The sequence below is a fragment of the Crossiella sp. SN42 genome, from assembly GCF_023897065.1.
GTDB lineage: Bacteria > Actinomycetota > Actinomycetes > Mycobacteriales > Pseudonocardiaceae > Crossiella.
In genome coordinates this window covers 17,587-30,199 of record NZ_JAMHIV010000063.1, presented here as the reverse complement: position 1 = coordinate 30,199, position 12,613 = coordinate 17,587, and the positions used below count along the sequence as shown (strand labels likewise).

General features: G+C 73.4%; 12 protein-coding genes and 1 pseudogene. 6 read left to right on the top strand and 7 right to left on the bottom strand.

The annotated features are described in order from the left end of the window. Positions 1-49: 49 nt before the first annotated feature. Positions 50-1,546: a leucyl aminopeptidase gene (locus M8C13_RS43290; protein WP_252486668.1), complete on the bottom strand. Its 1,497-nt coding sequence runs from the start codon at positions 1,544-1,546 to the stop codon at positions 50-52. 203 nt (positions 1,547-1,749) lie between these two features. On the opposite strand from M8C13_RS43290, the gene M8C13_RS43285 reads away from it, so the two are divergent. The 4 genes from M8C13_RS43285 (at position 1,750) to M8C13_RS43270 (ending at position 5,989) form a co-directional block, all read left to right on the top strand. Continuing rightward, the gene (locus M8C13_RS43285) at positions 1,750-3,000 is read left to right on the top strand and encodes an amino acid permease (protein WP_252486667.1); all 1,251 of its coding nucleotides are present in this window, start codon (positions 1,750-1,752) and stop codon (positions 2,998-3,000) included. An 11-nt stretch (positions 3,001-3,011) separates the two neighbouring features. Beyond that, on the top strand, positions 3,012-4,118 hold the full coding sequence (gene gcvT, locus M8C13_RS43280; RefSeq protein WP_252486666.1) for a glycine cleavage system aminomethyltransferase GcvT: 1,107 nt from the start codon (positions 3,012-3,014) through the stop codon (positions 4,116-4,118). Continuing rightward, a complete protein-coding gene (locus M8C13_RS43275) occupies positions 4,115-4,786 on the top strand; it encodes a DUF402 domain-containing protein (RefSeq protein ID WP_374213368.1) in 672 nt (223 codons plus the stop codon). The genes gcvT and M8C13_RS43275 overlap by 4 nt, the downstream gene beginning before the upstream one ends. A 105-nt stretch (positions 4,787-4,891) precedes the next feature. Beyond that, complete coding sequence (locus M8C13_RS43270; RefSeq protein ID WP_252486665.1) at positions 4,892-5,989, top strand: branched-chain amino acid aminotransferase; 1,098 nt, start codon at positions 4,892-4,894, stop codon at positions 5,987-5,989. On the opposite strand, the gene M8C13_RS43265 is transcribed toward M8C13_RS43270, so the two are convergent. Continuing rightward, a complete protein-coding gene (locus M8C13_RS43265) occupies positions 5,986-6,834 on the bottom strand; it encodes a LysR family transcriptional regulator (protein ID WP_252486664.1) in 849 nt (282 codons plus the stop codon). The genes M8C13_RS43270 and M8C13_RS43265 overlap by 4 nt on opposite strands. Positions 6,835-6,903: 69 nt before the next feature. Between M8C13_RS43265 and M8C13_RS43260 the strand changes: the two genes are divergently transcribed. Further along, the gene (locus tag M8C13_RS43260; protein WP_252486663.1) at positions 6,904-7,794 is read left to right on the top strand and encodes a DMT family transporter; all 891 of its coding nucleotides are present in this window, start codon (positions 6,904-6,906) and stop codon (positions 7,792-7,794) included. Here the strand turns inward: M8C13_RS43260 and cobS are convergent. The 3 genes and pseudogenes from cobS to cobU form a co-directional block, all read right to left on the bottom strand. Then, positions 7,754-8,500 carry an adenosylcobinamide-GDP ribazoletransferase gene (cobS, locus tag M8C13_RS43255; RefSeq protein ID WP_252486662.1) on the bottom strand — a complete coding sequence of 249 codons (747 nt, stop codon included), beginning with the start codon at positions 8,498-8,500 and terminating at the stop codon, positions 7,754-7,756. The genes M8C13_RS43260 and cobS overlap by 41 nt on opposite strands. A 319-nt stretch (positions 8,501-8,819) precedes the next feature. Next, positions 8,820-9,887: pseudogene (gene cobT, locus M8C13_RS43245) on the bottom strand (nicotinate-nucleotide--dimethylbenzimidazole phosphoribosyltransferase); the annotation flags it as partial. Between the two features lie 14 nt (positions 9,888-9,901). Next, positions 9,902-10,441, bottom strand: coding sequence for a bifunctional adenosylcobinamide kinase/adenosylcobinamide-phosphate guanylyltransferase (gene cobU, locus M8C13_RS43240; protein ID WP_252486661.1), 540 nt, complete (start codon positions 10,439-10,441; stop codon positions 9,902-9,904). A 48-nt stretch (positions 10,442-10,489) separates the two neighbouring features. Here cobU and M8C13_RS43235 point away from each other — a divergent pair, with 48 nt between their 5' ends. Beyond that, positions 10,490-10,690 carry a hypothetical protein gene (locus M8C13_RS43235; protein WP_252486660.1) on the top strand — a complete coding sequence of 67 codons (201 nt, stop codon included), beginning with the start codon at positions 10,490-10,492 and terminating at the stop codon, positions 10,688-10,690. 20 nt (positions 10,691-10,710) lie between these two features. Here the strand turns inward: M8C13_RS43235 and M8C13_RS43230 are convergent, their stop codons facing one another. Together M8C13_RS43230 and M8C13_RS43225 are read right to left on the bottom strand one after the other, a co-directional pair. Beyond that, positions 10,711-11,697 carry an aldo/keto reductase family protein gene (locus M8C13_RS43230; RefSeq protein WP_252486659.1) on the bottom strand — a complete coding sequence of 329 codons (987 nt, stop codon included), beginning with the start codon at positions 11,695-11,697 and terminating at the stop codon, positions 10,711-10,713. 240 nt (positions 11,698-11,937) lie between these two features. Beyond that, positions 11,938-12,573, bottom strand: a complete 636-nt coding sequence (locus M8C13_RS43225) for a DUF3043 domain-containing protein (protein ID WP_252486658.1) — start codon at positions 12,571-12,573, stop codon at positions 11,938-11,940. Positions 12,574-12,613 lie beyond the last annotated feature (40 nt).

The window sequence follows — 12,613 nt, the reverse complement described above, 5'->3', positions numbered from 1 at the left end:
AGCGAAAAATCCCGCGCGCGGAGCGCGCCAATGTCACAGGCCTGAAAACTCAGCCGTTTTCCGCGATGTCCGCCAGCACAGCAGCCAGGGTCCGGACCGGGACGCCGGTGCCGCCCTTGGGGGTGTAGCCGTGCGGGCCGCTGGAGTTGTAGGCCGGGCCCGCGATGTCCAGGTGGACCCACTGCACGCCCTCCGGCACGAACTCGCGCAGGAAGATGCCAGCGGTCAGCATGCCGCCCCAGCGGTGGCCGGAGACGTTGGCCAGGTCGGCCAGGCGGGAGTCCAGGTCGGCGCGGAGCTCCTCCGGCAGGGGCATGGCCCAGCCGCCCTCGCCGGTGGCGCGGGCGATGCTTGCCACCCGGTCGCGGAACTCGTCGCTGCCCATGATGCCCGCGGTGCGCCTGCCCAGGGCGACCACCTGGGCGCCGGTCAGGGTGGAGGTCTCGATCAGGTAGTCCGGGTTGTCCTCGCCGGCCCGCACGATGGCGTCGGCCAGGATGAGGCGGCCCTCGGCGTCGGTGTTGAGCACCTCGACGGTCTTGCCGCCGTACATGGTCAGCACGTCGCCGGGGCGGTAGGCGGTGCCGGAGGGCATGTTCTCCGCCATCGGCACGGTCGCGGTGACCTCCAGCGGGTACTTCAGCTTGGCCGCCAGCACCACGGTGGCCACCACCGCGGCCGCACCGCCCATGTCCATGGTCATCTCGTCCATGCCGGGCGCGGGCTTGATCGAGATGCCGCCGGTGTCGAAGGTGATGCCCTTGCCGATCAGGGCGACCTTCTTCTTCGCCCTCGGGCCCTTGTAGCTCAGCCGCACCAGCCGCGGCGGGCGGGAGGAGCCGCCGCCGACGCCGAGCACGCCGCCGAAGCCGCCCTTGCGCAGCGCCTTCTCGTCCAGCACCTCGACGGTCAGGCCGACGGCCTCGCCGAGCTGGACCGCGCGCTCGGCGAAGGAGGCCGGGTACAGGTCGTTGGGCGGGGTGTTGACGAAGTCGCGGGCGGTGGTGACCGCCTCGGCGATCGCGGTGTTGGCCTTGAGCACGGCCTTGGCGTGCTTGTCCTTGGCGTCGGCGACCACGAAGTCGGCCTTGGCCAGCGGCGCCTTGCCCGCGTCGGACTTGTAGCCGGTGAAGGCGTACGCGCCGAGCACGACACCCTCCACCGCGGCGCCGAGGTCCACAGTGGACAGCGTCACGGTCGCCTTGGTCACCCCGGCCAGCGCGCGGGCGGCCACCCCGGCGGCCCTGCGGACCTGCTCGCTGCTCGGGCCGTCCTGCCCGGCGGCGATCGCGCCGAGGCCGACCGCGACCACCAGCGGGGCGGTCAGCGCGCCGCGTGCGGGCAGCTTGACGATCTCGTCGGCCTTGCCGGTGGCGCCGAGGGTGCTCAGCAGGGTGCTCAGCTCGCCGTCGAACGCGGCGTCGACCTGCTCGGCGCCCGGCGCGAGGAGCACGCCGTCGGATCCCTGGACGGTGCCGATGACCACCGCGTCGGTGGCGACGGATTTGGGATCGCTGTCGATCAGCGCAAGCTTGGGCGCGGTCACGTGTGCTCCTTAATCCCGTCCCGCCCGAGCTGCGCGTGTCGAGGTCGGCGACGGCGTGTGTTCGTCGTTGTCGCGGCAAGCGGTTTCTTGGCCGCCGGCCCGGTGTTGTTCCCTGGGTCAGTGTTGCCGAAGGCTAATCCGAGTGGGCTATCCGCCCCCACGGCGGCTATCGCTCTTTAATACAGTCCGAATACTGTGTGTCGGTGGCATTGGACGTACAGCGAGCATCGCAGGCCGGATCCGGTCACGCGGTCGGCGTGCCCGACCTGGTGGTGCTCGGCCTCGGCGGCATGCTCGGCGCGGGCGCCTTCGTGGGGCTGGCCCCGGCTGCCGAGGCGGCCGGCCGCTGGCTGCTGGTCGGCGTGCTGCTCGCGGCGCTGGCGGCATTGTGCAGTGCCTTCTCCACTTCTGACCAGTCCGCGGCCTATGTGGGCTACGGCAGCGGTTATGCCTGCACCAAGGAGCACCTGGGCCGCTGGCCGGGCAGGCTGGCCGGCACCGGGCTGCTGGTCGGCAAGCTCGCCTCGCTGGCCGCGGTGGCCGGGGCCTTCGGCGTGTACCTGATGCCCGCGCGGCCCTGGGTGGCCGCGGTGACGGTGATCGTGCTGGCCGCGGCGCTCGGCTCGGCGAACCTGACCACCCCGCGCTGGGTGAGCTGGGCGGTCACCGGGTTCGTGGTCGCGGTGCTGGTCGTGGTGATCATCGTCTGCTTCACCGTGCCGCCACCCGAACAGGTGGTTCCGGTGAGCGGTCAGCCGGGCGCGGACAACCCCCGGATGCTGCTCACCGCGGGCTCGGTGGTGTTCTTCGGGCTGATCGGGTTCGAGCGGATCACCTCGCCCGCGGACGGCCGCGCCTACCCGCAGCGCAAGGTGCGCCTGGCCATCCCGTTCGTGATCGGCCTCGGCGCGCTGCTCTACCTGCTGCTCGGCTGGGCGACGCTGCGCCAGCTCGGCTCGGCCCGGCTGGCCCTTTCGCCCGCCCCGCTGCGGGACGCGGTGGTGGCCGCCGACGGCGCGGTCCTGCTGCCGCTGATCAGCGCGGCCGCCGCGGTGGCACTGGGCGCGATGGCGGTGATCGTCAGCGTGGACCTGCGCCGCGCGCTGGTCTCGCTGTCCAGGAACCGCGAGCTACCGCTGGGCCTGAGCAAGTCGCCGTGGCGGGCCCAGCTGCTGGCCGCCGCGGGCGCGAGCGGGCTGGTGCTGCTGCTCAGCCCGGAGCTCGCGCTGCAGTTCGCGGCCTGCTGCCTGCTCACCTACTACGCCTTCACCAACGCCGCGGCCCGGCTGCTGCTGGCCGAGGACCGCACCTGGCCGATGCGCACCGCCTGCCTCGGCCTCGGCCTGTCCGTGGTGCTGCTGATGAGCCTGCCACCAGTGCTGTTGCTGGCGACGCTGGTCACGGTCGTGGCTGGATCCTGCGTCGCCGCCATGATCACCGGGCAATGGCGGTAACTTCCCCCCTTGTGACTGACACCCCGTTGCGCACCAGCCCCCTGCACGAGTCACACCGTGCCCTCGGCGCCACCTTCGCGCCGTTCGGCGGCTGGGAGATGCCGATCCAGTACACCGACGGCGGCGTGGTCGCCGAGCACACCGCGGTGCGCGAGGCGGTCGGCGTCTTCGACGTCTCGCACCTGGGCAAGGCCCTGGTCGCCGGTCCCGGCGCGGCCGAGTTCGTCAACGCCAGCCTGTCCAACGACCTGAACCGGATCGCGCCCGGCAAGGCTCAGTACACGCTGTGCTGCACCGAGTCCGGCGGCGTGGTGGACGACCTGATCGCCTACCTGGTCTCGCCGGAGGAGGTGTTCCTGGTCCCGAACGCGGCCAACACCGCCAAGGTGGTCGAGCTGCTGGTGGCCGCCGCGCCCGAGGGCGTCACGGTGACCGGCCAGCACGACGGCTTCGCGGTGCTCGCGGTGCAGGGCCCGAAGTCCGCCGAGGTGCTCGCCGAGCTCGGCCTGCCCAGCGACATGGACTACATGGCATTCGCCGACGCGGACTGGAACGGCAGCACGGTCCGGATCTGCCGCACCGGCTACACCGGCGAGCACGGCTACGAGCTCATCCCGGCCTGGGACGACGCCCCCGCGCTGTGGACGAGGCTGCTGGAGGTCGCGGCCAAGCACGGCGGCCGGGCCTGTGGCCTGGGCGCCAGGGACACCCTGCGCACCGAGATGGGCTACCCGCTGCACGGCCAGGACCTGTCCCTGGAGATCAGCCCGGTGCAGGCCGGTTCCGGCTGGGCGGTGGGCTGGAAGAAGCCCGCGTTCTGGGGTCGCGAGGCGCTGACCGCCGAGCGCGCCAACGGCCCGGCCCGCAAGCTGTTCGGCCTGCGCGCGCTGGACCGGGGCGTGCCCAGGGCCGGGATGACCGTGCTCAGCGGCGGCGCGAAGGTCGGCGAGACCACCTCCGGCACGTTCTCCCCGACCCTGAAGACCGGCATCGCGCTGGCCCTGCTGGACACCTCGGCCGGACTGGAGCCCGGCGCCGAGGTCACCCTGGACGTCCGGGGCCGCTCGCTGCGCTGCGAGGTCGTGAAGCCCCCGTTCGTGGACTCGCACGTCCGGTGACCCGCACCCAGCCGCCACCCGAGTCGGTGACCATGCCCTGGCAGCCCGGCGACGAGGTCCTCTACCGCTTCCGCCGCCTGGACGGCAGCCTCGGCTCGGTCACCCCGGCCAGGGTGCTCAGCGACGACGGCGCCCAGCTGATCTGCTGGATCCCGGACGGCACCAGGGTCCGCGCGACCCGGCTGGCCGACGGCCGCCACCAGCGCGAGGCCCCGCTGTCCGAGCGTTTCCGGATCCCCCGGATCCCGGTGCTCTCCAGCTGGCACGGCCACTCCAACCTGCGCCTGGTGGACGAGCACGCCTGGTCCAGCGTCTGGTGGTTCTTCAACGCCGACGGCACCTTCCGGCACTGGTACGTCAACCTGGAACTGCCGATGGGCCGCGGCGCGGACTACGTGGACCGGGTGGACGGGGTGCTCGACGTGGTGGTCGAGCCGGACCTGACCTGGTGCTGGAAGGACGAGGACGAGGCGGAGGAGGCGGTCGCCGCCGGGCTGTTCAGCGTGGCCCAGATGGGCAGGCTGCGGGCCGAGGGCGAGCGGATGATCGCGCTGGCCGAACAGGGCGCGTTCCCCTTCGACGGCAGCTGGTGCGACTTCACCCCGGGCGCGGGGTGGCCGGCACCGGTGCTGCCCGCGGACCTCGCCGAGGGCCTGCCCGCGGTGTGAGACGTCGGTCCGCCCGGCCGGAATGGCCGGGCGGACTGAACAGTAGGTCGTCCGACCATTGGGATGACGATGGTCGGGGGCAACACGAAGTACTACGCTGCTGCCATGACGTCAACGGTGTCGTTCACCCGTAGCCTGAACCCCCAGCCCGCGTCGGGGGAGCGGCGGGCCGAGATCCTGGCCAAGCCCGGTTTCGGTCAGTACTTCACCGACCACATGGTCACCATCCGCTGGAACCCCGAGCAGGGCTGGCACGACGCGGCGGTGGTGCCCTACGGCAGCATCCCGCTCGACCCGGCGGCCATGGTGCTGCACTACGGGCAGGCGATCTTCGAGGGCCTCAAGGCCTACCGCCAGCCGGACGGCTCGATCGCCTCGTTCCGGCCGGAGGCCAACGCGGCCCGGCTGCGCGCCTCGGCGCAGCGGCTGGCCATGCCGGAGCTGCCGGACGAGCTGTTCCTCGGCTCGGTGCGCGAGCTGCTCGACGTCGACAAGGCATGGGTGCCCGCGGCGGAGGACGAGTCGCTGTACCTGCGGCCGTTCCTGTTCGCCACCGAGGCGGGTCTCGGTGTGCGCCCGGCCAAGGAGTACCTGTACGTGCTGATCGCCTCCCCGGCGGGCGCCTACTTCGCCGGTGGGGTCCGGCCGGTGAGCGTGTGGCTGTGCACCGAGTACGTGCGCGCCTCGCCCGGCGGCACCGGCGCGGCCAAGTTCGCGGGCAACTACGCCGCCTCGCTGCTCGCCCAGGCCCAGGCCGCGGAGCAGGGCTGCGACCAGGTGGTGTGGCTGGACGCGGTGGAGCGCCGGTGGGTGGAGGAGATGGGCGGGATGAACCTGTTCTTCGTCCTCGGCGAGGGCGAGAACGCCCGCGTGGTCACCCCGGAGCTCAGCGGCGCGCTGCTGCCCGGCATCACCCGCAACTCGCTGCTGACCCTGGCGGCTGACCTGGGTTACGCGGTGGAGGAGCGGCGGTTCTCCACCGAGGAGTGGGAGAAGAAGGTCGACTCCGGCGAGCTGACCGAGGTCTTCGCCTGCGGCACCGCCGCGGTGATCACGCCGGTCGGCCGGGTCAAGCACGCCGGTGGCGAGTTCCTGGTCAACGGGGGCGAGCCGGGCGAGCTGACCATGAAGCTGCGGGCCGCGCTGACCGGCATCCAGACCGGTGGCGCCGACCCGCACGGCTGGATGACCAAGCTCGGCTAACCGCGGACGATCTCCCTGGTGAGCGCGAGGAACTCGGCCAGCCGCGGGTGCCGGTGCTCGGCTGGCCAGGCCAGGTGCACCGTCACCGGCGGCACCCCGGACAGCGGCAGGTAGGCCACGCCCGCGTGCATGTGGTGGTGCCGGGTGCCGTCCGCGGTGACGCCGACGGCCCGGCCGGCCGCGATCACGGTGAGCCACTCGTCCACGTTGTGCACCCGCACGGTCTCCCCTGGCGGCGCGTCCGGCGGCCACAGCTCGGGGGTGGTGGTACCGGAGAGCTCGTTGCGCGCCAGCGGCAGTCCGCTCAGCTCGCGCAGGGTCAGCTCGGTCCGGGTGGCCAGCGGGTGGTCGGCGGCCACCGCGGCGAAGCGGGCCTCGGTGTAGAGCGCGGTGCTGTCCAGCCGCGGGTCGTCGAGCTGGTGCCGCAGCAGGGCCACGTCCACCTCGCCCCGGCTCAGCCCGGCGGTCCGCTCGTCGAACCGCCGGATCTCCAGTGGCACCTCGGGCCGCCGCTCCCGCCAGGCGCGCAGGATCCCGGTGGTGTGCGGCCCGGCCGCGGCCCAGGCGTAACCGAGGCGCAGCGGCGGTTCCGGCCCGGGGTCGAGGGCGGCGGCCACCGCGGCGAGCACCGCGCGGGCCTTGTCCGCGAAGGCCTCCCCGTCGGCGGTCAGCCGCAGGTGCCGGGTGGAGCGGTCCACCAGCCGCCGGCCGAGTCGCTGCTCCAGCTGGCCGAGGGTGCGCGAGACCGCGGGCTGGGTGAGGTGCAGCCGCGCGGCGGCCGCGGTCACCGAGCCCTCCTCCGCGACGGCCAGGAAGCACCGGAAGTGGCGCAGCTCGACATCCATTACCGCCAAGCATAACCGCTGCGTGATAAGCATTTCCGGGTTCGTCGTCGGCTACCTAGGCTCAGGGCCGTGACCGCGACCCTCGCCCCGGCCGACCAGCTCGGCGCCCGCCTGCACGGGGTGGCGCTGATCCTGGTCGGGATGAGTTCGGTGCAGTTCTCCGCCGCGCTGGCGGTGAGCCTGTACCCGGCGCTGGGCCCGCTCGGCGTGGTCACCCTCCGCCTGGCCGGCGCGGCGGTGCTGCTGCTGGTCCTGGCCCGCCCGGCGCTGCGCGGCCGCTCCCGCCGCGACTGGCGGACCATCATCCTGTTCGGCCTGGTGATGGCCGTGATGAACGTCTGCGTCTACCTGTCCATCCAGCGCCTGCCGCTGGGCGCGGCGATCACCTTCGAGTTCCTCGGCCCGCTGACCCTGGCCCTCGCCCTGTCCCGCCGCAAGCTCGACTTCCTCTGGGCCGCCCTGGCCGGCGCCGGCGTCCTGCTGCTGGGCAGCGGCCTGAGCGGCGCGGACGCGGTCGGCGTGCTGTTCGCACTGGCCGGCGCGGCCTGCTGGGCGGCCTACATCCTGCTCACCCGCCACCTGGGCCAGGCCTTCAGTGGCATGGAGGGCCTGGCGCTGGGCGCGGCGGTGGGCGCGATCGCGGTGCTGCCACTGGGGATCAGCGCGGCCGGGGCGGAGCTGGTGCGGCCGGGGAACCTGGCGCTGGGCCTGCTGGTGGGGCTGCTGGCCTCGGCGGTGCCGTACTCGATGGACCTGCTCGCGCTGCGCAGGCTGCCCGCCGGGGCGTTCGGGATCATGATGAGCCTGAACCCGGCGCTGGCCGCGCTGGCCGGGTTCCTGGTGCTGGGGCAGGAGCTGGGCTGGTGGCAGCTGGCCGCGATCGGGCTGGTGGTGCTGGCCAGCGCGGGCGCGACCGCCGCTAGTGGAACGAAGCCAGCGCCAGCACGAGCAACACGGTGATCTCCGCCGCCGCACCCAGCACGTCCCCGGTGACCCCGCCAAAACGCGTCCGCACGTGCCGCACCAGCAGCAGCACCACGCCCACCGACAGCAGCACCCCGATCGGCCCGAGCCAGGGCCGGTCGTAGGTGGCGGCCGCGGCGGCCACGGTGAGGAAGGCGGTCCAGGCGATCGGCACCGCGACCGGCTGGGAGCCCGCCACCAGCGCCCCCAGGCCCTCGGGCCGGGCGGCGGGCACGCCGTGGCGGCAGCACCAGGCGAAGGCGGCACGGCCGGCGGCCAGCGCGACCACTACCGCGCCCCAGCGCCCGGCCCCGGCGATCGCGGCCAGGCTCACCGCCTGCGCGCCCAGCACCACGACCAGGGTTACCACGGCGAACGGGCCCGCGGAGCCGTCGCGCATGACCGCGAGGGCGCGCTCGGGCGGGCCGTAGCAGCCGAGGCCGTCGGCGGTGTCGGCCAGGCCGTCCAGGTGCATGCCGCGGGTAGCCAGCGCGAGCAGGCCGACCACCAGCAGCCCTGCCAGCAGACCGGGGGCGCCCAGCCAGGTCAGGGCGAACAGGACCGCGGTGGCCGCCACGCCGAGCAGCAGACCAGCGAAGGGGGCCAGCGCGATCGCGGTGCGGGCCACGGCGGCGTCGACCGGGCCGGTGCGCACCGGCAGCACGGTGAGCCAGGACAACGCCAGGCGGAGGCCGGAGGTCACCGGGCAGCGCCGGGGTCTGGCGGCCCGGGGCGGCCGGGCACGGCGGTGTGGCTGGACGGCCCGGGGCGGCCGGGTCCCGTGGTGCGGCCGGGTGTCACAGGTCTTCCGGCGGGGCGACCGTGATGACGGGGGCGGCCGGGGGTGCGGCGCGGTAGGAGGTGTCGGCCGGGTTGTCGCGGGGCTCGTCGGCCGCCTGGGTGGCGGTGTGGCCGTGCCCGTAGCCGTAGCTGGCCGCGCTGGTCTCCGGCGTGCCCTCGCTGGCCGCCTCGGCGACCGTGGCGGCCAGGCCGGCGGCGGTGGCGGCCACCGCTTCGACCGCGGGCGGGGTGAGCGGGGTGTCGCTCGGGCCGGAGATGCCCGCTTCCTCGAAGGTGGCCATGTCGGCCAGCACGCGGCCGGCCATCACCAGCAGCGGCAGCGCGGCGACCGCGCCGGAGCCTTCGCCGAGGCGGAGCTTGAACTCCAGCAGCGGGGTGAGGTCCAGGTGTTCGAGCACGATCGAGTGGGCCGGTTCGACCGAGCGGTGGGCCGCCTGCCACCACTCGCGGGCGCCGGGGGCCAGTTCCTCGGCCACCATCGCGGCCGCGCCGACCACCACGCCGTCCAGCAGCACCGGGGTCTGCCGGATCGCCGCCTGGGCCAGGAAACCGGCCATCGCGGCGATGTCCGCGCCCGCGCTGGTGCGCAGCAGGCCGATCGGGTCGGCGCTGACCGGGCGGGCGCGGCGCAGCGCGTCCCGGATGGCGGCGGTCTTGCGCATCCAGCCGTGGTCGTCGATGCCGGTGCCACGGCCGACCACGGCCACCGGTTCGCTGCCGGTCAGCGCGGCGATCAGCACCGCGGCGGGGGTGGTGTTGCCGATGCCCATGTCGCCCGCGATGAGCAGGTCCGCGCCCCGGTCCACCTCCTCGTCCGCGATCGCCCGGCCCGCGGCCAGCGCGGCCACCACCTCGGCGCTGCTGAGCGCGTCCTCGCGGTCGATGACCCCGGAGGAGCGGCGGATCTTGTGCCCGGACACCGACTCCGCGGTGTCGGCGTCCACCGACAGGTCCTCCACCCGGACGGTCGCGCCCGCGGTCTCGGCGAGCACGTTCACCGCGGCGGTGCCGGCCAGGAAGCCGCCGACCATCTGCGCGGTGACCTCACTCGGGTAGGCCGAGACGCCGTGCCGGGCGATGCCGTGGTCCCCGGCGAAGACGACCACCCTCGGCCGGGTCAGCGGCCGCGGCGGGCACTCGCCCTGGCAGGCCGCCAGCCACACGCCGAGCTGCTCCAGCCTGCCCAGCGAACCGGCGGGCTTGGTCAGCTGCGCCTGGCGCGCCTCGGCTTCGCGGCGGGCCTGCGCGTCCGGCGGCGCCACCGGCGGGAACTGGACAACCTCGTCCACAGGGGAAACCTCCGTCAGCGCAGCTTCAGCGGGACACCGGCGACGAGCAGCACAACCTCGTCGCACACCTCGGCGAGCCGGGCGTTCAACCTGCCCAGCTCGTCACGGAAGAGCCTGCCAGAACGGGTCGCGGGCACAACGCCGAGGCCGACCTCCGCGGACACCAGCACCACCGGCGCGGCGCACCCGGCCACCGCCGCGCGCAGCGCCTCGCCCCGCGCCCGCACCGGTTCCAGCGACTCCGGACCGCCCTCCCAGGCCCCCGCCTCGTCCAGCAGACCGGTCAGCCAGGTGGCCAGGTCGTCCACCAGGATCGGCGGATCCCCTTGCGCGGCTTGGGAAAGTAGCTCCGGCAGCGGCTCGCCGCACTCCACCGTGCGCCAGCTCGCCGGGCGGCGGCGGACGTGCTCGGCGATGCGGGCCTCCCAGTCCGCGTCGGCCGGATCGCGGCGGGCGGTGGCCACGTAGGTGGCGGCCGCGGCGGGCAGCAGTCCTTCGGCGTGCGCGGACTTGCCGGAGCGCGCGCCGCCCAGCACCAGCGTGCGTCGCGTCACTGCTCGCTCCTCCTGCTCCGGCCTCGGCGATCACGTTACCGTTGCCGCATGGCGTACCGGTGGCGTTACGAGGACTCGGCTGGCAGCGCGGTGGACGGACCGGCGCTGGAGTTCGCCGACCAGGACGAGGCCGAGGCCTGGTTCAGCGCGGAGTGGGCCGAGCTGGCCGAGGCCGGCATCGAGCAGGTCCGGCTCTTCGACGGCGAGGACGAGGTCTACGGGCCGATGAGCCTGCGCCCAGCCGACTAGCCGGGCGCAGACCCACGCGGCTAGGCGACGGCGGTGCGCCGCGGGTCGGTCTCCACGAACCCGTCCAGCACCTCGTCGATCTTCTTCAGCAGCTCCGGCTCCAGGGTGACCCCGGCCGCCTTGACGTTCTCCTCGACCTGCTCCGGCCGGGTCGCGCCGATGATCGCGGAGGCCACGTTCGGGTTCTGCAGCACCCAGGCCACCGCCAGCTGCGCCATGCTCAGCCCGGCCTCGGCCGCCAGCGGCCGCAGGTTCTGCACCGCGGTGAGCAGGTCATCGCGCAGGAACCGGCTGACAAAGCCGCCGCCGCGCTCGTCGGTGGCCCGCGAGCCAGCGGGCGGGGCCGCGCCCGGCTGGTACTTGCCGGTGAGCACGCCCTGCGCGATCGGCGACCAGACGATCTGGCTGATGCCCTCCCGCTCGGAGGCCGGCACCACCTGGGACTCGATCACCCGCCACAGCATCGAGTACTGCGGCTGGTTGGACACGAACGGCACGTGCAGCTCACGGGCCAGCGCCGCGCCGCGGCTGATCTGCTCGGCGTTCCACTCCGAGACCCCGATGTAGAGCACCTTGCCCTGCCGCACCAGGTCGGCGAAGGCCAGCATGGTCTCCTCCAGCGGCACCGTGGTGTCGAACCGGTGCGCCTGGTAGAGGTCCAGGTAGTCGGTGCCCAGCCGCTTCAGCGAACCGTGCGCCGCCTCCATGATGTGCTTGCGGCCCAGGCCCTTGTCGTTGGGCCCGCCGGGACCGGTCGGCCAGAAGACCTTGGTGAAGATCTCCAGGCTCTCCCGCCGCTGCCCGGCCAGCGCCCGGCCCAGCACCGACTCCGCGGCCGTGTTGGCGTAGACGTCGGCGGTGTCGAAGGTGGTGATGCCCGCGTCGAGCGCGGCCCGCACACACGCGTGCGCCTGCTCCTCCTCGACCTGGGAACCGTGGGTGATCCAGTTACCGTACGAGATCTCGCTGACCGACAGGCCACTGCGACCAAGGCGTCGAAACTCCATGCAAACGATCCTAGTTGCGGTTCGTTTGCCCCGCTAACAAGTTGCTGTCACATTGGCGCGCTCCGCGCGCGGGATTTTTCGCTCTTCAGTCACCTCGTCGTGCATCCGCCGCACGCGAAGCAAGCTTCGGATGCGTCGGACGCACGACAAGGCGACGCGAAAAATCAACCCCACCGCGAGGTCAAGAGCCCGCCGTGTCGCTGGCGCGCCACGCCTCTTTCGCTGGCCGTGGCTGACCGGTCAGACCGCGGCGCCGGGCTTCACCCTGGGCTTGGGCATGCGGAGCTTGCGGATCTGGGTGGCCCTGGTGAAGGCGTACCAGCCAAGGCCGAAGCCACGGCTGGTGTCCTGCGGGAAGCGCTCGCGGACCTTCCTGGTCACCAGGCGGCCCAGCACCACGCCTTCGATGATCATCGACAGCAGCATGAACATGCAGAACAGGCTGGCGTACTGCTTGATCATCGGGGATGGGGTGAGGATGGAGACGAAGACGATGATGGCCAGCGGCATGAACAGGCCCATCAGGTTCCGCCGCGAGTCCACCAGGTCCCGCACGTACGCCCTGGCCGGGCCGCGGTCGCGCGGCATCAGGTAGGCGTCGTCGCCTGCGTTCATCCGCTCGCGGCGGATGGCCGCGGCCTTGCGCCGCTCCTCCTTGTTGCCCTTGGCGCGGCGCAGTGCCTCGCGCTGGGTGCGCGGCGGCGGCGGGACCGGTCCGCGCTTGCGCACCTCGGCCTCACGGCGCTTGGGCGTCGCCCGGCCCTTGCCCGGCGTGCGCGCCTTCTCGCCCTCGATGGGCTCGGCGATCTCGGCCGAGGACGCCTGCTCTTCGGGCGCCGTGGCTGACTCGGTGCTGTTGCGACGGAGGAACCTCACGCAAACAGGGTAGGGCAGGGGCAAAACGGGCCGAGTACCG